At 45.5% G+C, this 22369-nt stretch carries 17 protein-coding genes; 12 read left to right on the forward strand and 5 right to left on the reverse strand.

Features of this window, described 5'->3' with window-relative positions; genetic code table 11:
- Positions 1-15 precede the first annotated feature (15 nt).
- From CFT61_RS08895 to ftsZ, 3 genes are read left to right on the forward strand one after another with little or no spacing between them, the layout of a single operon-like run.
- On the forward strand, positions 16-810 hold the full coding sequence (locus CFT61_RS08895) for a cell division protein FtsQ (RefSeq protein ID WP_089544087.1): 795 nt from the start codon (positions 16-18) through the stop codon (positions 808-810).
- A 39-nt stretch (positions 811-849) separates the two neighbouring features.
- Positions 850-2304 carry a cell division protein FtsA gene (ftsA, locus tag CFT61_RS08900; RefSeq protein ID WP_089544088.1) on the forward strand — a complete coding sequence of 485 codons (1455 nt, stop codon included), beginning with the start codon at positions 850-852 and terminating at the stop codon, positions 2302-2304.
- A gap of 27 nt (positions 2305-2331) precedes the next feature.
- Positions 2332-3669, forward strand: coding sequence for a cell division protein FtsZ (gene ftsZ / locus CFT61_RS08905; protein WP_089544089.1), 1338 nt, complete (start codon positions 2332-2334; stop codon positions 3667-3669).
- An 11-nt stretch (positions 3670-3680) separates the two neighbouring features.
- On the opposite strand, the gene recO is transcribed toward ftsZ, so the two are convergent.
- Positions 3681-4406 carry a DNA repair protein RecO gene (gene recO, locus CFT61_RS08910; RefSeq protein WP_089544090.1) on the reverse strand — a complete coding sequence of 242 codons (726 nt, stop codon included), beginning with the start codon at positions 4404-4406 and terminating at the stop codon, positions 3681-3683.
- 233 nt (positions 4407-4639) lie between these two features.
- Between recO and rpsT the strand changes: the two genes are divergently transcribed.
- The 4 genes from rpsT (at position 4640) to CFT61_RS08930 (ending at position 10583) form a co-directional block, all read left to right on the forward strand.
- Entirely contained in the window at positions 4640-4894 is a 255-nt protein-coding gene (gene rpsT, locus CFT61_RS08915) for a 30S ribosomal protein S20 (RefSeq protein WP_089544091.1), read from the forward strand.
- 201 nt (positions 4895-5095) lie between these two features.
- Positions 5096-7066 (forward strand): DNA topoisomerase (ATP-hydrolyzing) subunit B, encoded by a 1971-nt coding sequence (gene gyrB / locus CFT61_RS08920; RefSeq protein WP_089544092.1) that lies wholly within the window; start codon positions 5096-5098, stop codon positions 7064-7066.
- A gap of 117 nt (positions 7067-7183) precedes the next feature.
- A complete protein-coding gene (locus CFT61_RS08925; RefSeq protein WP_089544093.1) occupies positions 7184-9559 on the forward strand; it encodes a glycoside hydrolase family 95 protein in 2376 nt (791 codons plus the stop codon).
- 100 nt (positions 9560-9659) lie between these two features.
- Positions 9660-10583 (forward strand): hypothetical protein, encoded by a 924-nt coding sequence (locus CFT61_RS08930; protein ID WP_089544094.1) that lies wholly within the window; start codon positions 9660-9662, stop codon positions 10581-10583.
- 31 nt (positions 10584-10614) lie between these two features.
- On the opposite strand, the gene CFT61_RS08935 is transcribed toward CFT61_RS08930, so the two are convergent.
- The 4 genes from CFT61_RS08935 to CFT61_RS17260 form a co-directional block, all read right to left on the reverse strand.
- Positions 10615-11250 carry a DUF3109 family protein gene (locus CFT61_RS08935; RefSeq protein WP_089544095.1) on the reverse strand — a complete coding sequence of 212 codons (636 nt, stop codon included), beginning with the start codon at positions 11248-11250 and terminating at the stop codon, positions 10615-10617.
- Between the two features lie 91 nt (positions 11251-11341).
- On the reverse strand, positions 11342-12007 hold the full coding sequence (locus CFT61_RS08940; protein ID WP_089544096.1) for a uracil-DNA glycosylase: 666 nt from the start codon (positions 12005-12007) through the stop codon (positions 11342-11344).
- A gap of 57 nt (positions 12008-12064) precedes the next feature.
- Positions 12065-13582, reverse strand: a complete 1518-nt coding sequence (gene gpmI, locus CFT61_RS08945) for a 2,3-bisphosphoglycerate-independent phosphoglycerate mutase (protein WP_089544097.1) — start codon at positions 13580-13582, stop codon at positions 12065-12067.
- A gap of 125 nt (positions 13583-13707) precedes the next feature.
- A complete protein-coding gene (locus CFT61_RS17260; RefSeq protein ID WP_254918916.1) occupies positions 13708-14787 on the reverse strand; it encodes a winged helix-turn-helix domain-containing protein in 1080 nt (359 codons plus the stop codon).
- Positions 14788-14989: 202 nt separating this feature from the next.
- On the opposite strand from CFT61_RS17260, the gene CFT61_RS08955 reads away from it, so the two are divergent.
- The 5 genes from CFT61_RS08955 (at position 14990) to CFT61_RS08975 (ending at position 22326) form a co-directional block, all read left to right on the forward strand.
- Positions 14990-15853 (forward strand): GLPGLI family protein, encoded by an 864-nt coding sequence (locus CFT61_RS08955; protein ID WP_089544098.1) that lies wholly within the window; start codon positions 14990-14992, stop codon positions 15851-15853.
- 87 nt (positions 15854-15940) lie between these two features.
- Positions 15941-18493: a TonB-dependent receptor gene (locus CFT61_RS08960; RefSeq protein WP_142990599.1), complete on the forward strand. Its 2553-nt coding sequence runs from the start codon at positions 15941-15943 to the stop codon at positions 18491-18493.
- A gap of 195 nt (positions 18494-18688) precedes the next feature.
- On the forward strand, positions 18689-19513 hold the full coding sequence (locus CFT61_RS08965) for a GLPGLI family protein (RefSeq protein WP_089544100.1): 825 nt from the start codon (positions 18689-18691) through the stop codon (positions 19511-19513).
- Positions 19514-19670: 157 nt separating this feature from the next.
- Positions 19671-21299 carry a hypothetical protein gene (locus tag CFT61_RS08970; RefSeq protein ID WP_089544101.1) on the forward strand — a complete coding sequence of 543 codons (1629 nt, stop codon included), beginning with the start codon at positions 19671-19673 and terminating at the stop codon, positions 21297-21299.
- 190 nt (positions 21300-21489) lie between these two features.
- Positions 21490-22326 carry a GLPGLI family protein gene (locus CFT61_RS08975; RefSeq protein ID WP_089544102.1) on the forward strand — a complete coding sequence of 279 codons (837 nt, stop codon included), beginning with the start codon at positions 21490-21492 and terminating at the stop codon, positions 22324-22326.
- Positions 22327-22369: the final 43 nt, after the last annotated feature.

Below are 22369 nucleotides of genomic sequence, written 5' to 3' on the forward strand. Positions count from 1 at the left end.
AGAACAAAGTAATCAATGCATATCAATTGGCAGAAAACCCTACTCATCACCCTGGATGTTGCACTGGCAACCTATCTGGGATTCGCTTTCACCAAGTTTAACAAACCTGATGAAAAGGGAATGCTATGCACCAAGGTGAACATCAACATTGAGGATGAGATGACCAACGGCTTTCTGAATGCAAAGGAAATCAAGAAGAGACTGGAGATAAAAAAGCTCTATCCCCTGGAGAAACCGCTGAACAACGTAAACGCCAGAAAGATAGAGGAAACCTTAAAGACCAGTCCCTTCGTGAAGACCGCAGAATGCTACAAGACGCAAGACGGACTGGTGGATATCTACCTCACCCAGCGTATGCCAATTGTGAGAATCAAGAGCATCAACAACGAGGACTACTATATAGATGATCATTATCAGGTAATGCCCAACACCAACTATACGAGCGACATCATCATCGCCACAGGCAACATCAACAAATGGTTTGCCCAGAAATACATATCGCTGGTAAGCAAGACCCTGATGAAGAACAATCTTTGGAGAAATCAGATAGAGCAGATCAACGTACTGCCCGACAGGGGCATTGAACTGGTGCCACGAGTAGGAAACCACATTATATATATAGGTAACCTGCCGGAAAGCAATATCATCAGCAAAAGAGAACAAGATGTAGAAGACTTCATCAACAAGAAGATGGACCGTCTGGAAAAGTTCTACAAATATGGTCTCTCTCAAGCTGGCTGGAACAAATACTCATACATCAACATCGAGTTTGACAACCAGATAATTTGCACAAAGCATCATAACAGCTAATTTTATAATTGAAACAGAAAAAGATAATATATAAAGACTATGCCAAAGGAATTTATTGTAGCTATCGAGCTTGGCTCATCTAAGATGACAGGTATAGCTGGTCAGAAGAATTTAGACGGCAGCATCACCGTGCTGGCTACCGTCGAAGAAAACTCGTCTTCTTGTATCAGAAAGGGTGTTATCTATAACATCGACAAAACATGCCAGTGCCTCACTAGCATCATCAAGAAGTTGAAGAACTTCCTCAAACAAGATATTACCCAGGTTTACGTGGGTGTAGGAGGCAGATCTATCAGAAGCCTCAAGAACGTCATCGTGAAAGATCTGCCAGGCGCATCTATCATCTCGCAGGATATGATTAATGAGCTGATGGACATCAACCGCAACATGACTTATCCAGACCAAGAAATTCTTGACGCTGCAACACAGGAATACAAGATAGACAACCAGTACCAGATTGACCCTGTAGGCATACAGTGCAGCCATCTGGAAGGTATCTTCCTGAATATCCTTTGGCGCAAGAACTTCTATAACAATATCAACACCTGCTTCGAGAATGCAAATATCTCGATTGCGGAGATGTATCTCGCACCACTGGCTATGGCAGACAGCGTATTGACCGACTCTGAGAAGAGAGCCGGATGTATGCTCGTTGACCTGGGCGCCGACACCACTACCGTATCCGTGTACTACAAGGGTATCCTGCGCCATCTCTCTGTCATCCCATTGGGTGGAAACAACATCACCAAGGACTTGACTTGCCTCCAGCTCGAGGATGCTGATGCAGAAAAGATGAAGCTGAAATATGCAAAGGCCTACACCGATATCAGCAATATCGACCCAACACTCAACTACTCTGTTGACAAGGACAGAACCATAGAGAGCAAAAAGTTTATCGAGATTGTAGAGGCTCGTGTGGAGGAAATCGTAGAAAATGCATGGTTCCAGGTACCTGTAGAATTCTCTGATAAGCTGATGGGGGGTATCATCCTCACCGGCGGTGGAAGCAATATGCCTGAAATCGATAAGGTATTCAAGACTCATACCCATATTGACAAGGTACGCATCGCGAAGTTTGTTACCCAGACAGTCAACTCAAAGGATCCTAAGATCACCAATCATACAGGTATGATGAATACCGTATTGGGACTCCTGGCTAAGGGCGACATGAACTGCGCAGGCAGCGAATTCAACAATGACCTCTTCGACAACCTCGACAACCGTCCTACAACAGGAACAGGTTCTGAAGCCCACAAGGCTCCTCGCAACCCGAACGAGACAGTAGGCACCGGCGTGGTATTGACTGCAGCCGAAAAGCTGAAGGCTGAAGAAGAGGCTCGCCGCAAGAGAGAACAGGAAGAGGAAGAGGCAAGACTCCTGGCTGAAAAGGAAGCTGAGGAAGAAGCAAAACGCAGAAAAGAGAACAGCCTCGTTCACAAGTTCATGAGAGGATTCAAGAAATTCGTGAAGGATACCATCTCTGAGGAAGAATAATATAATCATATTTTAGAATAGACTATTATGCTAGATAACACAAATACTCCACATATTCTGGACTTTGGAGAGCCAGAAAAGGAAAACAGCATCATCAAGGTGATTGGTGTAGGTGGTGGCGGTGGTAACGCTGTCAACCACATGTACCGTGAAGGCATCCACGACGTAAGCTTCGTATTGTGTAACACTGATAATCAGGCACTCAACGATTCTCCAGTACCTGTACATCTGCAGTTGGGCAAGGAAGGTCTGGGAGCCGGCAACAAGCCAGCCAAGGCTCGCCAGGCTGCCGAGGAAACCCTGGAGGAAATCAAGCACATGCTGAACGACGGCACCAAGATGGCTTTCATCACTGCCGGAATGGGTGGTGGTACCGGTACTGGTGCTGCGCCTGTCATCGCAAGAGTGAGCAAGGAACTCGGAATTCTTACCGTTGGTATCGTAACCATTCCTTTCCGCTTCGAAGGTCCTAAGAAGATCGACCAGGCACTGGATGGTGTAGAAGAGATGTCAAAGCACGTAGATGCGCTGCTGGTTATCAACAACGAGCGTCTCCGCCAGATTTATCCAGACCTCGCAGTACTCGATGCCTTCGGAAAGGCAGACGACACCTTAAGCGTTGCAGCAAAGAGTATTGCTGAAATCATCACCGTTCACGGACTCATCAACCTTGACTTCAACGACGTGAAGACCGTATTGAAGGATGGTGGCGTTGCCATCATGAGTACTGGTTACGGTGAAGGTGAAGGTCGTGTCAAGAAGGCGATTGAGGATGCATTGAACTCACCTTTGCTCAACGACAACGATGTATTCAACTCCAAGAAGATCTTGCTGAGCATTGCTTTTGCCAGTGAGAAGAAGGACAATCCTGGTTTGACCATGGATGAGATGAACGATGTAAACGACTTCATGGAGAAGTTTGGAGATGACTTCGAGTTGAAGTGGGGACTCGCCATTGATCCAGAGTTGGGCAGCCGTGTCAAGGTTACCGTATTGGCAACAGGTTTCGGACTCGAAGACGTAGAGGGAATGAACCGCCACATGAAGAAACATACAGAAGAGGAAGCTCGCCGTATCGCAGAAGAGGAAGAGACAAGGGCAGAGCGTCAGAACAGACGCGAGCGCTACTATGGTTCAGACGGCAACTCTACCCAGTATAAGCGTCATCCACACATCTTCCTGTTCCGTCCTGAGGATCTCGACAACGAGGATGTAATCCTTCAGGTAGAGAACACACCAACCTTCAAGCGCACCCGTCAGACTCTCGAAGACATCCGCAATCTGGCTTCTGGCAATGCAGAAACGGAGGAGGCTAAGAAGAAAGACGATAACGACACAGTACAGGGAGTCATCAGCTTCGCCTAGGGAACCGTTCCTTAAGCGAACAACTCCTGTAGAACAGAAAAGCTTTTCAGTTCCGGGAATCCCGGAACATGAATCCTATAATATTGCAATATCACCTCTACACAGCGGTTTCGATCCAATCGGGACATGGTGTAGAGGTGCATTGTTTCATAGCTCAGGCGAAGCAGCCCCAACATACGCAAAGAATCCTCTTTATTTAAATAATGTACGTGTGTAGGCACGAAGGATACAAAGCGGCCTTCCTCCAAGTCGAAGAAATCGCCATGCGCACCACTCTCAAGGTTAGGCGAAAATCCAAGAAAGAAGGTTAGCCGAACCATAAAGACAATATGGAAATTGGCATAATTCCCCTGTGCCTGGTCGAGCCACGCCACACTCTCCTCTATGAAGGAAAACAATGGAACATTCACCTGCTCGTTCCTGGTGGCTTGCCCCAAAAGCTCTGCCAGAAACATAGACATCGCCAACTTGTAAGGCGAAAAGGGAAGATCCACAAAGGGAAGAGCGATGGATACATCCTTCAATCGCTGCAAGTTAGCTTTCGGACGATGATCGAACTCCAGGTTGAGAATCATCAAGGGCTGAAACAGCTGACGCTTCATCTTCGCCTTAGAAGACTTGGGTATTTTGACCATAAAAGAGACTCTGCCCAACTTTTCGGTGAAGAAATCCACGATAAGTTGTGCATCCCCATACTTAATGGTTTGCAGTACGATAGCTCTAGTTTTTACTTCCATTTTGTCTATAATTATTAAAAAACAGGGCAAAATTACAAAAAAACAAGCATTTAGCGAAAATTTTCGCGGAAAAATTTGCAAGATTCAAATAAAAGTAGTAACTTTGCACCCGCAAATAAGCAATGGTCCCTTCGTCTATCGGTTAGGACGAGAGATTTTCATTCTCTAAAGAGCAGTTCGACTCTGCTAGGGACTACAAACATTAATAAAGAATATAAAAATAAAACATAGAGATGGCAAATCACAAATCATCAGTAAAGAGAATCCGTCAGGACAAGAAGAAGGCTTTGCATAACAAGTACTATGCAAAGACTATGCGCAATGCCGTTCGCAAGTTGCGCAACATGACTGACAAGGAGGAGGCTGCAAAGCTCTATCCTACAGTACAGAAGCTTTTGGACAAGTTGGCTAAGATCAACGTTATTCACGAGAACAAGGCTGCAAACTTGAAGTCTGGTCTTACACAGCACATCGCTAAGTTGGCCTAACTTCCAAGTTAAAGCAAAAGAGATAAATAAGGCTGCTATCCTTCATAAAGGGGTTGCAGCCTTACTCTTTTTTATACCCCTTCGACCTTCGACACATCACCACCTTACTTTTTTCTCCTTTTTCGCTAATTTTCACAAAGAAAACTAGCTGTTTCTCAGCTTTTTTTTGTATCTTTGCACGGAAATAAGACAATTCTAAAAATGGCAGAAAATCAAAACACCGCAAATAATTACTCAGCGAGCAACATCCAGGTTCTTGAAGGCTTGGAAGCTGTCCGCAAACGTCCGGCAATGTACATTGGAGACATTTCCGAAAAGGGTCTTCACCACCTGGTAAACGAGACCGTTGATAACTCTATCGACGAGGCGATGGCTGGTTACTGTACCGACATCGAGGTTACCATCAATGAGGACAACTCTATCACCGTAGAAGACAATGGCCGTGGTATCCCTGTGGATATGCACGAGAAGCTTCATAAGTCAGCCCTCGAAGTCGTAATGACCGTGCTCCACGCCGGTGGTAAGTTCGACAAGGGTTCCTACAAGGTTTCTGGAGGTTTGCACGGTGTGGGTGTAAGTTGTGTAAACGCACTTTCTACTCACATGTTGTCACAGGTCTTCCGTGGTGGCAAGATCTACCAGCAGGAATACGAGAAGGGTAAGCCTCTCTATCCGGTAAAGGTGGTAGGCGAGACCAACAAGCGCGGTACACGCCAGCAGTTCTGGCCAGACCCAACAATCTTTACTCACACTGTCTATAAGTGGGACATCATCGCCAACCGTATGCGCGAGTTGGCATTCCTCAACGCGGGTATCAAGATTACTCTGAGAGATCTGCGCCCAGACGAGGACGGAAAGACCAAGGAGCAGGTTTTCCATGCGAAGGATGGTTTGAAGGAATTCGTTCGCTACGTGGATCGCCATCGCACCCACCTCTTCGATGACGTCATCTACCTGAAGACAGAGAAGCAGGGTATTCCTATTGAGATTGCCGTGATGTACAACACAGACTATTCAGAGAATATCCACTCATACGTGAACAATATCAACACCATCGAGGGTGGTACCCACCTGACTGGTTTCCGTATGGCGTTGACCCGTACCCTGAAGGCTTACGCAGAAGCTGACCCAGCCATCTCTAAGCAGATTGAGAAGGCAAAGGTAGAGATTGCACCAGAAGACTTCCGCGAGGGTCTTACCGCCGTTATCTCTATCAAGGTAGCAGAACCTCAGTTTGAGGGCCAGACCAAGACCAAGCTCGGAAACAGCGAGGTACAGGGCGCCGTTCAGCAGGCTGTAAACGAAGCTTTGTCTGATTACCTGGAGGAACATCCAGACGAGGCTAAGCGCATCTGCGAAAAAGTTGTCCTGGCTGCTACAGCACGTATCGCTGCCCGCAAGGCACGCGAGAGCGTACAGCGCAAGAACTTCATGACTGGTGGCGGTCTTCCTGGTAAGCTTGCCGATTGCTCTATGAAGGATCCTAAGGAATGCGAGATTTTCCTCGTCGAGGGTGATTCCGCTGGTGGTTCTGCCAAGCAGGGCCGCGACCGTTTCCGCCAGGCTATCCTCCCATTACGTGGTAAGATTCTGAACGTAGAGAAGGTTCAGTGGCATAAAGTCTTCGAAGCAGAGTCTGTCATGAACATCATCCAGAGTATCGGAGTTCGCTTCGGTGTAGATGGTGAGGACAGCAAGGAAGCCAACACAGACAAGCTGCGTTACGACAAGATTATCATCATGACCGATGCCGACGTCGATGGTTCCCACATCGACACACTGATCATGACATTGTTCTATCGCTTCATGCCTAAAGTTATCGAGGAAGGCCACTTGTATATCGCTACCCCACCTCTCTACAAGTGTACTTACCGCAGCAAGGTAAGCGAATATTGCTATACAGAACAGCAGCGCCAGGCTTTCATCGACAAGTATGGCGATGGCACCGAAGATAAGAATATCCACACCCAGCGATACAAAGGTTTGGGTGAGATGAACCCAGAGCAGCTTTGGGAAACCACTATGGACCCAGCAACACGCTTGCTCAAGCAGGTTACCATCGAGAATGCAGCTCAGGCTGACGAGATTTTCTCTATGCTGATGGGCGACGATGTGGAGCCACGCCGAGAGTTCATCGAGCAGAACGCAACATACGCCAATATCGACGCATAAAGCGAGCACCATATATTGGGGGCAGACTCTGCAGGAGTCTTCCCCCTTTTTTAGGTTGCCGCCTTCAAAAAGCAACAACCCCGACATCATGTTTTTACAACTAACAAAACTAAATTTATGAAGCATCTGCTTTTTACGTTTGCGCTAGCTGCCTCAACGTTCTTGAACTGCCAGGCGGCAACAGTTAGTAAAACTCCCCTACCCAACAAGTTGTGGTACAACAAGCCTGCATACGCCTTCGAAGAGTCACTGCCACTGGGCAATGGCAAACTGGGTGCGCTGGTTTACGGCGGAGCCAACAATGATTCCATCCAGCTCAATGACATCACCCTATGGACGGGCGTTCCTGTAAACCCTGACGAAGGTGGCGAAGCCTACAAGTGGATTCCCAAAATCAGAGAAGCCCTGTTTAAGGAAGATTACAAGACTGCCGATTCCCTACAGCACTATGTACAAGGACACAACTCGGAGTTCTACCAGCCGCTGGGCATGATCAATATCATAGACTGCAACCAGGGAGAATTTACTGATTACTATCGTGAGTTAAGTCTCGACAAATCCCTTGCTACAGTACAATTCAAGCGCAATGGCATCCAGTACACCAAGGAGTATTTTGCTTCACATCCTGACAAGATGATCGCCATCAAGTTGAGTGCCTCTCAAAAGAGAGCCATCAACAGCGACATATCCCTGACCTCTCTCATTCCTCATCAGGTGAAAGCATCCAGAGGACAAATCACCATGACAGGTCATGTTCTGGGAGATGAAGCCAACAGTACGCATTACTGTGCGATACTTCAGGTAAAGAACACCGACGGACAGGTATGGGCTGACGATTCAGTGCTCCATCTAAAAGATGTAAGCGAGGCTATCATCTATCTTGTCAACGAGACAAGCTACAATGGCTTCGACAAACACCCGGTGAAAAAAGGGGCTCCATATATCGAAAGAGTATCTGATGATGCCTGGCATCTTGCCAACTTCACCTATGATGAATTCAAACAGCGTCATATCGCTGATTACAGGAAACTCTTTGATAGAGTAAGCCTGAACCTGAAAGGTGCCAAGTTTGATGCTTCCCGCCCTACCGACCAGCAGTTGCTCGCCTATAGCGACAACCACGAGAACAACCCTTATCTGGAACAGCTCTATTTCCAATATGGCAGATACCTGCTCATCAGCAGTAGCCGCACCAAGGGAGTACCAGCCAATCTGCAGGGACTCTGGGCACCAGCCCTTCGCTCTCCATGGCGTGGCAACTATACCATCAACATCAATCTGGAAGAAAATTACTGGCCGGCAGAAGTTGCCAATCTTTCCGAACTGGTTGCTCCTGTAGATGGATTGGTAGAAGGTTTGTCGGTAACAGGTCGCCACAATGCCCAGCACTTCTACGGCATCGATAAGGGATGGTGTGCCGGACATAATACCGATGCGTGGGCGATGAGCAACCCTGTGGGAACCGGAAACGAGAGCCCACAATGGAGCAATTGGGCGATGGGGGGAGCTTGGCTTGTAGAAACCCTCTGGGATCACTACGACTATACCCGTGATACGGAATATCTCCGCAATACAGCCTATCCTTTGATGAAAGGCGCTGCCGATTTTCTGCTGGAGTGGCTTATTCCGAATCCACACAATCCAAACGAACTGATTACAGCCCCTTGCACATCGCCAGAGGCAGACTATATCACCGATAAGGGCTACCGTGGCAGCAGTTTCTATGGTGGAACCGCCGACCTTGCCATCATCCGTGAGCTCTTCAAGAACACTATCAAGGGAGCGAAAGCCCTAGGTATCGACAGTGATTACCAGCAGCAGTTGCAAGCTGCCCTCAATCACCTGCGTCCTTACCACATTGGAAAGCGAGGCAACCTGATGGAGTGGTATCACGATTGGGATGACCAGGATTGGCATCATCGCCATCAGTCTCACCTGCTCGGTCTCTATCCTTTCCACCAGATTTCGGTAGCAAAGACACCCGAGCTTGCTGCAGCTGCAACCAAGACTTTGGAAATCAAGGGCGACAATTCTACTGGTTGGAGCACAGGCTGGAGAATCAACCTCTGGGCTCGTCTGCATCGTGCCGACAAGGCTTACCAGATATACCGCAAGTTGCTCACCTACGTTAGTCCTGAGATTTACAAGGATAGAAAGCATCACAGTGGCGGTACCTATCCTAACCTCTTCGATGCCCATCCACCATTTCAGATAGACGGCAACTTCGGAGGAACTGCAGGTGTTTGCGAGATGCTGATGCAATGCGATGGTGAAACGATGAATTTACTCCCTGCTCTTCCACAGGAATGGCAGGCAGGAGAAATAAGAGGTCTAAAGGCCCGTGGCAACTATGGCGTATCGCTCGCATGGAACAAAGGCAAATTGACTCAGGCAACCATCACCAGCAAAAACGAGGGTAATCTGACTATCCTCTACAATGGCAAACAGAAAATCCTTACCTTCAAGGCAGGAGAAACAAAGACCATCAGATAAAAGATCCACATCCATCTTATCTATATCTATAGAGTAAAAGACTATAGTTATCTATTAGAGTAAAAGACAAAACATTAAAGTAAAGGACAAAAGTAAATCAATGAGATACATAACAACTCTCATCATTTCTATACTTTGGGTACTGAGCTCCCATGCACAGGAGTTCGGTACCCACTGGATATCCTATCCCCTGCCCAACGATTCTTCTGAGGTATGGTTCCGCCAAAGTTATATCATGGACGAGTGCCCCACCCAGGCCTTTATGAATATAGCAAGCACTGGCAACTACAAACTCTATATCAATGAGAGAAACGTAACGGGAAGCCTGAAATTCGACGGTATCAAGGACAGCATTCTTCTGAACCGAACCATCGACGTAACCCGCTTCCTCAAAAATGGCGAAAATGTGATTGCTGTATGGTACGCCCCACAAGGCAAGCCTAGCTACGGCAAGCAACTCTCACTGGAATTCTACGGATGGCAGCAGGACAGCATTCCATTCTATCAGAAAGCAGACGGCAAATGGTTCTGCCGACAACTCAAGGAATGCAGCAATGGAGAAGGCGAACGCTTCCATGCCCACACCAATACGCAGGCTTGGAAATCTGAGGAATACCAACCTTACGGATGGATTCACCCTACCGGTTGCGTCATCACAGACAAATATAGACAAGATTCTGCCTATGTTATGAATTATAAAGCCTTCGGCGACAAGAAGGTTATCAAGGACGAGAATAAGCTCTACAAGGTATTGAAACCAGCCTGTACATACAGAGACTCCACCGGTTACAACATCGACTTTGGCAGACCTTTCTATGGCACCATCCGCCTTACGCTGCGAGGAGCCGGCAAAGGAACCAGATTAAAGATCAATGATTTCCTGTACATCTGCAACGGAGAACTGGATGAGCAGGCATTCTGCCGATTTAAATTCAGCAAGCAAAAGATATACACTCTTACCTGGAAAGGAAGATTCAAGGAAAGTGATATCGTGGATATTGAAGGATTAGAGATTTCGGAATAAGCTACCAAGCTTTTCGAAATCTCTTTTTTTATTAATCTTCCAATTCGGCAAGTAACTGCTCTGCCACTTCGCAAAGCTCATCATACCATTCTTTACCGAACTTCTCAATCAGCGGACCTTCCAGGAACTTATAAACCGGAAGATTCAACTCTTCACCCTTCTTGATGGCATCCTTGCAGATGCGCCATTTATTATAGTTGATGCCATACACTTCATTGCCGAAATCCTTGGCACGGATCGGATACAAGGCACAGGAGATAGGCTTCTTGAACTTCGACTTGCCTTCGCGATAAGCACGCTCCAAGGCACAAAGACAGCAATTCGGAATGGTATGTCCATCGCCCAAGTCTTTCAAGTCCTGATAGCAGGTAAACACACAATCCTTACCATTCACGATACTCGTTACCAAATCGCCTTCAATATCCGTATAAGCCACGCCCTGCTTGTCGATGATAGCCTGAGCAGAAGCCGAGAGATCATCCCAAACCACATCGAGCGCATCCTCTATCTCCATGATTTCATCCAGGGTAACAGGAGCACCCGCATCGCCTTCGATGCAGCATTCACCCTTGCAGGCATCAAGGTCGCAACAGAATTTTTCGGTGATGATATCAGGTGAAACCAATACGTTGCCCACCTGCAGAATACGCAGTTCGTCTTTCTTCATAATGTTTTTGAGATGAATAAATTTCTTTGAGTGTATAATAAAAATAATGATAGCTACCCATGAGTGGATAGCTATATATTAATAGGTGTACCTACCATTGGATAGGCGAAATACCATTCTGCTGCAGATACGCATTGCAGCGGGAGAAATGATGATTGCCAAACCATCCGCCACGGTTGGCTGATAATGGCGAAGGATGCACACTTTCCAATATCAGGTGCTTGCTCGTGTCGATGAGTTTCGCCTTGCTTCGGGCATAGCCGCCCCAGAGGATAAACACCAGGTGTTCCTTATCCTTGCTGAGTGCCTTGATGGCTGCATCGGTAAACTCCTCCCAGCCTTTGCGCTGATGGCTCGCAGCCTGATGGGCACGAACGGTAAGGGTGGCGTTGAGCAACAAGACTCCCTGCTTCGCCCAGCGGGTCAAATCGCCAGTGGCTGGCATCGGAGTGCCGAGATCCATCTGAATCTCCTTGAATATATTAATCAATGATGGTGGAAAAGTGATTCCATCCGGCACAGAGAAACTCAACCCCATTGCCTGCCCCGGCTCATGGTATGGATCCTGTCCGATAATCACTACCTTTACATCATCAAAAGGACAGAGATTGAAGGCATTGAAAATCAAACGACCCGGAGGATAACAGGGTGTACGAAGGTATTCCTCTTTTACGAAGTTTGTGAGGTCAACAAAATACTGCTTGTCGAATTCTTCTCCTATATGCTGTCTCCAACTTTCTTCTATCTTTACGTCCATAATGATTTAAGTTAAAGAAGTCAAGGCTCCAAAAAGCCTTGACTTCCGAAATTATTATTAGTCAATAATCAAGTTCTCACCTGTCATATCAGCTGGCTGCTCCAAGCCCATAATGTGGAGGATAGAAGGAGCAACGTCTGCCAAACGGCCATCCTTAACGGTAGCTGAGTTGTTGTCAGTTACGTAGATGAATGGAACTGGGTTCAAAGAGTGAGCGGTGTTTGGTGTACCGTCCTCGTTGATAGCGTGGTCTGCATTACCGTGGTCAGCGATGATGATAGCCTCATAATCGTTAGCCTTGGCAGCCTCGATAACGTCCTTTACGCAGTTGTCAACAGCATGAACAGCCTTAGCGATAGCGTTGTAGATACCTGTGTGTCCTACCATATCACCATTAGCGAAGTTAACAACGATGAAGTCGTACTCCTGTGTGTTGATAGCACCAACCAACTTATCCTTTACCTCGTAAGCGCTCATCTCTGGCTTCAGGTCGTATGTAGCCACCTTTGGAGAAGGAACCAGGATACGGTCCTCGCCCTCGTATGGAGTCTCACGACCACCATTGAAGAAGAATGTTACGTGAGCATACTTCTCTGTCTCTGCAGTATGGAGCTGCTTCTTGCCCTGTGCGCTCAAGTACTCACCGAGAGTGTTCATTACGTTCTCCTTAGGGAAGAGGATGTGAACGCCCTGGAAGCTTGCATCGTATGGAGTCATGCAGTAGTACTGCAAGTTCTTGATGGTGTGCATGCCTTCCTCTGGCATATCCTGCTGAGTCAATACCTGTGTCAACTCCTTGGCACGGTCGTTACGGTAGTTGATGAAGATAACAACATCACCCTCCTGGATAGTACCGTCAACCTTAGAGTTATTGATTGGCTTGATGAACTCGTCTGTTACGTCCTCATCGTAGCTCTCCTGCATTGCCTTCACCATATCGTCAGCCTGCTTACCCTTACCCTCAACGAGCAAGTCGTATGCTTCCTTCACACGGTTCCAGCGCTTGTCACGGTCCATAGCATAGAAACGACCTACGATGCTTGCGATGTGTGCACCGTTCTTGTCGCAGCAAGCCTGAACCTCCTCAATGAAGCCCTTACCGCTCTTAGGGTCTGTATCACGACCATCCATGAAGCAGTGAACGTATGTCTCCTTCAAACCATATTCCTTACCAATCTCAATCAACTTGAAGAGGTGATCCAAAGAAGAGTGAACACCACCGGTAGAAGTCAAGCCCATCAAGTGGAGCTTCTTACCAGTCTTCTGAGCATAGCTGTAAGCGTTGATGATCTCCTGATTCTTCAAGATGTCACCGCTCTCGCAAGCCTTGTTGATCTTAACGAGGTCCTGATATACCACACGACCAGCACCGATGTTGAGGTGACCTACCTCTGAGTTACCCATCTGACCGTTAGGAAGACCTACGTCCTCGCCACAAGTCTGGAGAGTAGAATGTGCTGAAACTGCTGTCAAATAATCGAGATAAGGAGTTGGAGTCTTGAAGATAACATCACCCTTATCATGCTTACCGATTCCCCATCCGTCGAGAATCATTAAAAGAGCTTTTTTTGCCATAATTACATAAAATAATTTAAATTCGAATTTCTGCCTGCAAAGTTACAACAAAATAGGTGAAGGACAAAATAAATTAAGATAAAAAAACTCCCACCTTTCTAAAAAGATGAGAGTTGATAACAAGATCAATAGGTTCGCAGGATATATCCCTTCTTGATGACAGCTTCGATACTTACCTTTTCATCCAGGTTCAATGCCCGGCGAAGATAGGTAATCTGCACGTTCAGGGCAAGGGAATTGGAGTATGAATCATCACCCCAGACTTCATTCAGTATGAAATCCCGCTCTACAAGCTGGTTCTGGTTCTCGGCAAGAAGCTTCAGAATTTCAGCTTGACGAGATGTGATGACTACTCTGGAATTACCACATTGCAGTTCATTCTGCGCATAGTAGAAAGAAATGGAACCGATAAAAACAGCAGATTCTTCACCTTTGTCGCCTTCTTTCGGTTGCTTCAACTCATAAATCATATTCTTCAGGAACTCATGGCGAATGCCGTCAATGCGTTTCTGGAAGACTATGGTCTTAACCAGATAATACAGACATCCTATCAATATGAAAAAGAGAAAGATGCTTCCTATCAATTGCCACATCATGGCTTTGAGCGTTCGAGTAACAGGAATGAGCACCTGAAAAGAAATACCTTGGCGAAACATTGGGTTCGTCTGATACTTCACCGTCACCACACGTGACCATCTGCCTTCGACATCATATTTTGCATTCAGGAAGACGGTCTTGTAATCAAGATGACGAAAAAAGGATATCTTCCCATATCCCTTATCATCCAGTAATCTTTGATAAGAAGCCAACGAGGGATGCTTACCAATATAAGCCAGATATCTGCTGATGATGAGATAAGCATCATCACCCGTAAGATCAGGATCATTCAAACGGACAAGAAAGCGGTGATTGTTCCAAAAAGAAAGCGTAGTACGGCTACATCCCTTCTTCATATCATATTCAGATTCTATCTTAAGCATAACCGTATCTCTTCGACCTTTCGTAGATGAATTCTCCTGCAACTTTTTTCTATTCTTCAAATCTTGCGCTAACACTTCATCACAATCCTTCTTGAATTGCTCTACCTGCTGGTCTAAGCTATATTGACATTGAAGATGGAGCCAATATGCCTGCGTGCAGAACAACAATACGATTGCTACCCCACATACCATCCACACTATTTTCAGCTTACTGTTACTGTTCATACATTCCTGATCTTTTGAATTTGACGGCAAAGTTACTGAAAAATCCGTAAACAAAGGCAAGAGTAATAAAATAATAATAGGCGAAAAGAAGCAAAAGTAATAACTCAGTAACAGAAATCATCGATTTCATCGGATGATCTCAGTACCTTTGCATCACAAAAACGAAAGAAACAGATAAAATAATGAATAATTGACGAAGATTATGAAAAAGGTATTATTAATAGCATGGCTTGCATTATATGCTTGCATGCTCCAAGCTCAAACAGTAAACCTGTTCGATGAATCAAGCATTGGCATGGGAGATTCCATTGATCAGGTAAAGTATCAGGTAGTATATGATGCCGAGTATATTTACGAAAAGAAATATACCAAGACCGACACCCTCATTGGCCGCATCGAAGAGAAAATGCTCTTGCAGATTGGCAACAAGTATTCCGCATTCTACAGTTATCCGATATTCCAAAGAGACTCTACCATCTCCGCAAATATGGCAAAAGGAATACCTGTCAATTTCTCCGGTAATGGCGGACAGATTAATTGGAAAGTATATAAGAACTATCCAGAACAGGGCAAGACTGCCTATCTCGATTTCTTTGCTGCTGACAGATATTTGTGCATTGAACCGATGGAACCGATAGACTGGCAACTCACAGACAGTATCGATTCCATCTGCGGTTACGAGTGCCACCAGGCTATTGCCAAGTTTAAAGGTAGAACATGGATTGCATGGTACACGGAAGACATCCCTATTGACAATGGTCCCTGGAAGCTGAGCGGACTGCCGGGATTGATTCTCAAAGCTCACGACTCCGAGAACGATTATGGATTTACAGCTGTAGGACTCACAACAGGCAAAGACTCCCTACCTATCTATTATAAAGGTAAGACTTTCGAGCCTATCGACCGCAAATCATTGACCTCCATTTACAAAAAATACTATGCCGATCCAATCGGTTATCTGCTTCAAGATGCCAAGTATGCTGCAATTGTAAAGATCAAGGATGAAAAAGGAAATATCCTGAAGCATTCCAAGCGTGCTGAGCCATACAATCCGATTGAAAGATAATTAGCAGTTTACTTTTTTGCCAGACAAGCGTCTTAAAGACATTAGCAAGATAAGTGTCTAAGGTAAAATAGAAAAGAGAGAAAAAAGATGAAGAAAATAATAGTTCTTTTCACTATTCTGTTCGTGGCGTTCCATGCGTTTGCCCAAGAGAAAATTAGCGGTTATGTAGAAGATTCACTTACACACAATCGCCTGACCAACGTATCGGTTACGCTGCTGCGTAATGGAAAGCCCTTGAAGTTTACACGCAGCAAGGGAGACGGAACTTTCCTGATTCCCATAGCACAAAAACAAACTGGCGATATGCTGCAAGCTTCCTATATGGGCTATAAAAAGCAAAAAACGGCGGTTTCATCGGGAAAAGAAACCATCATCAGTATGGCTTCAACAGCTTTTGTCTTGAAGGAAGTACAAGTAAAAGGCTCTCGCATCACGGGTCGAGACACCATATCTTTTGACCTCACCCGCTTTGCCAACGAACGAGATAACTCACTGAAAGATGTACTGAAAAAGCTGCCAGGCGTGGATATAGAGAAGAATGGTCGTATCAACTACAATGGTAAGCCCATCAATCGATTCACTGTGGAAGGTCTCGACCTGACCGGTGGCAAATATAACCAACTAGAGGAGAACATCAAGGCAAAAGATGTGAAAAAGGCCGAAGTCATCGAGCATGACCAGCCTATCAAGGCGCTCCAGAACAAGACCTTTACAGATAATGTAGCGATGAACATCGCCCTGAAAGATAGTGCCCGCGACAAACTGATGCCCACCCTCAAGCCTTACATGCTCGTAGGGCATCCGTCCCACGTAGGCGGAAGCATCAACATCATGCAAATTGGCAAGAAGAAACAGATGATGTATGATGCAGAATACGACAGAACAGGCAAAAATCTCGGCTATGCACTTAACCAACTCGCATCTTACAGCAATCGTCTGGCTCCAGCCTCCCTTCCATCATGGATATCAGTACCATCGCTTGACGCTCCTATCGACGAAGAACGCCTGCGCTTCAACACCTCGCAAAAATACTCCATCAACCATATCAAGAAGAACAAGGACGATGCAGAGACTCGCATAGAAGCCAACTATCTTCGTACGGTAACCCGACAAGAGCGAGAGAACATAAGTATCTACGACCTCGGCGGCGAAGCTCCTACAGTTACCACGGAGCATAACCACAAGACAATGATCAGCGATGCCTTCAATCTGCAATGGGAGAACAAGGTAAACAAGGCTGAGCATTATGGCAACGAGAGTATCAGCCTCAGCGCAGCACAAAGCGACGGTTTGTCAAACATCAACGACACGCTTACCCAACGTGTCCGCATCCCAAAGCTCGACCTCTCGGCAAGTATCTACCGTCTTCTCGTCTTCAAGAAAAGTCAACTCTCCTGGCGTAGCACTGCCGACTATCACCATGGTGTGGCGGACCTCTACGTTAACGACGAACGCAATCGCATCCGCACCAACCTTTGGCATACAGCCCACGCCTTACAGTGGATGAAGAATCGCTTCCACTGGACACAGGAATATAGAATGAGTATCGACCTCAACAACATCTATGCGAAATATCAGGAAAGAAGCGATAAAATCGGCAAAAACAACGGATTCATCGAAAATAGTCACGATGAAATCGGTCAAAACAGCCTTAACATCACAGGGAAGTTCACCCCTTACTGGCAATACAAGACCGAGACGTTCCGTATGTCGTTCTCTCCCGATTTCATCTGGGAACGCTTCACCTATCCACAGAAAACTCTACTTACCATATCACCCTACCTTTACTTATATAAGAAATTGGATTTCCGTAGAGAGTTGACTATCTACACAGGATACAGTACAGGAACAGGCAATGCCACCAACTACGCCATGAAGCAATATCGTCAAAGTTATCGCTCTTGGTACACTTCGAGCGACATCATTCCGATAACTCGCTCTCTTTATGGCAAGTTGAGTTACGACTACAAGCGCCCTATCAAGGAAATCTTCTTCAGCGCATCGGTCAATGCCAGCAAAAACTGGATGAACACGGCATCCGACCTACGCATCGTGGATGGCAAATACTATACCTCATTATATAAGCAGGACAGCAAGAGCAACAATCTAGGAGCATCACTCTACATATCGAAGGGCTTCTACGACCTGCATCTGAAAACCCGCCTGGAGGGCAGTTACAACTACAGCAAGGGTGAGCAATACAGCAGCGGCAATGCCATCAGCTACACCGCCGACAACTATACAGTGAAGCCCAGCATAGACTTCTCGCCATCTTGGTGTGCCTTTAGCTATGAGGGAGAATTCTCTTTTTACAACTCGAAACGCCAGAAAATGGCGAAGTCATCGTTATTTAATTGGCGCCAAAGCGTATCTGCCACCGCTACCATCAGCCATGTGGACCTCTCCTTCTCGCTCGTACATTATCACAATGAGCTGCAAGAGGGCAACCACCTAAACACCCTCCTTGGCGATGCATCGGCAGTTTGGAGAATGAAAAAGCTCCGCCTTTCAGCAGAGCTTCGAAACCTTTTCAACAAGAAGAACTATATGGAAACCATCTATAGCGGCATCAGTACATTGACCGACAGCTATCAGCTTCGCCCCCGCGAACTGATGATTTCCGCCCAGTATTCCTTCTAAACAAAAATACCCATCTCAGAAAAGAGACGGGTGTTTTTTGTTGTTGATATCAGGAGTTTTATATTTATATACTGTATCCCCCTATGAGTACTTATTTCTGCTTCAGATAATTCAACTGACCGTCATTATTCTGTTTACCTTTTCCCTATCTCTGCGTCTTACTCGTAAATAAGCATAAAAAAATAAATAGAGAACATGAAAAAGATTCTAATGATTCTTGCAGCCATCCTCGCCTTAGGCAGCCTGACCGCAAAAGCACAGATGAGATCGGGCGTGGACACACTCACCCTCGACCAAGTGAAGTATCGCATCACCTACGATGCAAAACAGGTAAACGACACCACACAAATACCATATATTTATCGCAAGGCACAGATGCGACTCGACATCGGTAGCAACATCACTCACTTCTATAACCAGTCCAAGGAGCAATGGGAACAGCAAGTCTTACAAATGATACTTTCAGGCGGTGTCATTGACCTAAGAAAAGCCGAGCCGGTAAAATGCATGGACTTTGAATTCCTCAAGAACTACCCAAAGAACGGTCTGACCCTATTTCAAGAATCGTGGGTTTTGACAACCTATCACTGCATCGAAAAGGCCGAGACTCCCGATTGGCAACTCATCCCAGACAGCACTACAACCATCATCGGCTATCATTGCCAACTCGCCAAGACCAACTTCAAGGGAAGAACTTGGTTAGCTTGGTATGCTGAGGATATCCCTGTGCCAGAAGGTCCTTGGAAACTCTGCGGTCTGCCAGGTCTTATACTCCGTGCCTACGATGCACAGCAACAATTCTATCTCAACGCCATCGGGCTGGAAGACCTGAAAGGCAAGGAGACTCTCAAATACGCCAAGCCAGAAAAGGCTGAGAAAGTTTCCCAGTCTGACCTCACCAAAATCAAGCAGAGAGACGATGGAAGTGAGATGCTAAGAGATGAAAAATGGACAGATGAGAATGGAAAACCTATCAAACCAAAAGCAAGGAAACGTGTTTTCAATCCAATCGAGCGATAGGGACATCTCAAAGGCTTTCCATTTCAGATTTTTGCGAGTTTCTACAAAAATCTGAAATAGAAAGCTTATTTTCTTGTTCTTATCGACAATTTATTGTACTTTTGCAAAAAGATTTCTGAAACAACAAATGTAAAGTTGATAATTTGACGATAACAATATGATTTATACAAGCAAGAAAATCATCATATTTCTGTTCACTATCATACAGCTAGCCATTCTCTCTAGTTGCATGGACTCAGGATATCGCCTATCCTTCCCTGAGATAGACGATCTTGCCGACGAATACCCAGCACAAGCCAAGGTATTCCTCTCTCGTGCTGACAGCAACGACAACAAAGGCTACTATAAGCTCTTAACAGCCAAGATAGAGTATCAACTCAATGGTTACATCTATAAAGAAAACTACATAGACGATGCCATCAACATCTTCGTGAACGAAAAGGATGACCCCCTTCTTGCACGTTCCTTATATTATAAGGGAGCCTCGATACTCAACAACTATCGAGATACCGCAAAAGCCATCAAATGGTTCTCACAGGCCATCGCCTACGATAGCAACATGAGAGAAAAGGAGAAGCTGGATATGTACGACATATTGTGTCGCATTACCCACCAAAACATTTACACCGTAGAGTTAGAAGACGAGGCTCGCCAAACCAACAATATCCGCTACCGTGCCTGGGCACTACTCTATCGCAGCATCAACAACCAGGATCAGGAACTTGCCAACCAAGCTTTCGAAGTAGCCAATCAAATCAAAGAGAACAAGGACAGTACCTTGGGACCCATGTACTATCATTACTTCCAAGCCTTGATGGACAGGGGCAATGTGCCTGATTCCATCTTGATAAGCTATGCAAAGAAAGCGCAAGACAATTTCGGAGTAAAATACGACAACAACATCGATTTCTATCGCTTGCTCACAAGAAACAGCAAGGAAACCCATGCCTTCGCCATGCAGCATATCAAAGAAGAATATAACATAAATCAGGAACTCATAAAGTCATGGGGATCCTATTTCTTTGCTTTAGGATATAAGTATTATCTCCCCTTATATTTTCTCTCCCTACAAAAAGGAGATACGCTCATGGCAAACCGTGTTGCCCACGAATTACGACAAGAAGCTCCTTTGCTTGTCAAAGACGAAAACTCAGAAAAGGAAAATCAAGTAAAACTGATGTACGAGGGTGGTAACACCCGTTATCGCTATGAAAAGGTTAAGACCTATATATTTGTAGGAATCATCATCGTGCTCATCATTCTCCTGACGATGACTTACCTCTCCATTTCCAGAATCCGAAAGGCTCACCAAACGATTAAGAACTTGCATGAGTCACTGCACCAGTTAAAAGATGTGGAGAACTCTTCATTATCGGAGCAATGCGAACGATTAAACCACGAAATCACCACCCAGCTTCGCAAACTGAAACGCCGTGACAAGGACATCGAGGAATACAAGGCTCAAATTACCGAGCTCACAGACATCAGCCAAGGCTTGGTGTATTATTCGATGACGATACAAAATCAAAACATCAGCCAGATAGGTAAGCAAGGCATCCGACAACTTCTCGCCAGCTTCAAGGTGATAGACGAGAAGTATAGCGAACGATTGGAGAACTACGACTTGAATCCATCACAAAGCCTCTTCTGCATCCTCTACCATATCGGCAAGAGCGATGAGGAAGTGATGCAAATATTGCAATACTCTCTCTCGAATATCAGGGTAAGAAAGTCGAGAATCAAGAGTGACACTGGAGTAGAGTCGTTCGATGACATCATCAGATAAGCACTCCCATCATTTTTCCGCTATGCTCCATTAAGTTATCGAAGCATTACAAAAAGCTTGTATTTTAAGTTTTTCCTAATCGTAACTCTCTCGTTATCAACATATCTATTCTCACTGGCATGTAATTCCGATTTGGCTATATCTATCATTTGTGTTACCTTTGCATCCGAAATTAAAACATCAAACGACTATGAGAAGAATAACATTATTATTAGCAGCCATACTCACAGTATGCAGCTTGAATGCTCAGAAAGGCAACAAAAATGAGAAAGTGGTCAATATTGACAAGGTAAACTATCGCATCACCTACAATGGGAAAATGGTACCAGATACCACAACAGTTCCCTACAACTATTGGGAGAGCGAAATGCGACTGGACATCGGTAGCAAGACAACTCATTTCTATGATAGAACCAAGCAAATATCCGATTCTATCATGGATGAACAAGCTAAGACTGGGCAATATGACATGAGTAAAATTCCTAGAGGTGGCAGAATCCATTGGGAATTTTACAAGAACTATCCATCAAAGGGGCAAACCACTTTACTGGATAAAGTCCTTGGTAACTATTACCAATGTACAGAACAATTAGAGGTACCAAACTGGCAGCTTATCCCAGATAGCACGACTACCATCATTGGCTATAAATGCCTGTTGGCAAAAGCACTCTTCAAAGGCAGAACCTGGTATGCCTGGTACTCAGAAGACATACCTATAAGCGAAGGACCTTGGAAAATTTCCGGACTGCCTGGTCTTGTTCTACTTGCTTACGACCAGAACAAACAATACATATTCAATGCTATCGGTATGAGCACATTGAATGGGACCGAAAGCATAACTTTCACGGAAAAGGCAAGAGAGAAAGTAACACAGAAAGAGTTAAGAGAGGCTAAGCATAAATTTGATGGCGCAGAAGCTCTCAAAGCAACAGCGAGAAAAACTGGATTTACGTTTAAGAAATTACCCGAAGGTGCCATCAAGGCTCTAAACCGAAGCAACAAGGGCAACCCTATCGAGCTGGAGTAACTCCAGCTCGATTAACTGATCGTATTCTACATCATAACAACAA

It is taken from the genome of Segatella copri (assembly GCF_002224675.1).
Taxonomy (GTDB): Bacteria; Bacteroidota; Bacteroidia; order Bacteroidales; family Bacteroidaceae; genus Prevotella; species Prevotella copri_U.

Excerpts from the sequence above, each read along its gene's own strand:
- CFT61_RS08895 (WP_089544087.1), top strand. The coding sequence starts at position 16 with ATGCATATCAATTGGCAGAAAACCCTACTCATCACCCTGGATGTTGCA.
- ftsA (WP_089544088.1), top strand. The coding sequence starts at position 850 with ATGCCAAAGGAATTTATTGTAGCTATCGAGCTTGGCTCATCTAAGATG.
- ftsZ (WP_089544089.1), top strand. The coding sequence starts at position 2,332 with ATGCTAGATAACACAAATACTCCACATATTCTGGACTTTGGAGAGCCA.
- recO (WP_089544090.1), bottom strand. The coding sequence starts at position 4,406 with ATGGAAGTAAAAACTAGAGCTATCGTACTGCAAACCATTAAGTATGGG.
- rpsT (WP_089544091.1), top strand. The coding sequence starts at position 4,640 with ATGGCAAATCACAAATCATCAGTAAAGAGAATCCGTCAGGACAAGAAG.
- gyrB (WP_089544092.1), top strand. The coding sequence starts at position 5,096 with ATGGCAGAAAATCAAAACACCGCAAATAATTACTCAGCGAGCAACATC.
- CFT61_RS08925 (WP_089544093.1), top strand. The coding sequence starts at position 7,184 with ATGAAGCATCTGCTTTTTACGTTTGCGCTAGCTGCCTCAACGTTCTTG.
- CFT61_RS08930 (WP_089544094.1), top strand. The coding sequence starts at position 9,660 with ATGAGATACATAACAACTCTCATCATTTCTATACTTTGGGTACTGAGC.
- CFT61_RS08935 (WP_089544095.1), bottom strand. The coding sequence starts at position 11,250 with ATGAAGAAAGACGAACTGCGTATTCTGCAGGTGGGCAACGTATTGGTT.
- CFT61_RS08940 (WP_089544096.1), bottom strand. The coding sequence starts at position 12,007 with ATGGACGTAAAGATAGAAGAAAGTTGGAGACAGCATATAGGAGAAGAA.
- gpmI (WP_089544097.1), bottom strand. The coding sequence starts at position 13,582 with ATGGCAAAAAAAGCTCTTTTAATGATTCTCGACGGATGGGGAATCGGT.
- CFT61_RS17260 (WP_254918916.1), bottom strand. The coding sequence starts at position 14,787 with ATGAACAGTAACAGTAAGCTGAAAATAGTGTGGATGGTATGTGGGGTA.
- CFT61_RS08955 (WP_089544098.1), top strand. The coding sequence starts at position 14,990 with ATGAAAAAGGTATTATTAATAGCATGGCTTGCATTATATGCTTGCATG.
- CFT61_RS08960 (WP_142990599.1), top strand. The coding sequence starts at position 15,941 with ATGAAGAAAATAATAGTTCTTTTCACTATTCTGTTCGTGGCGTTCCAT.
- CFT61_RS08965 (WP_089544100.1), top strand. The coding sequence starts at position 18,689 with ATGAAAAAGATTCTAATGATTCTTGCAGCCATCCTCGCCTTAGGCAGC.
- CFT61_RS08970 (WP_089544101.1), top strand. The coding sequence starts at position 19,671 with ATGATTTATACAAGCAAGAAAATCATCATATTTCTGTTCACTATCATA.
- CFT61_RS08975 (WP_089544102.1), top strand. The coding sequence starts at position 21,490 with ATGAGAAGAATAACATTATTATTAGCAGCCATACTCACAGTATGCAGC.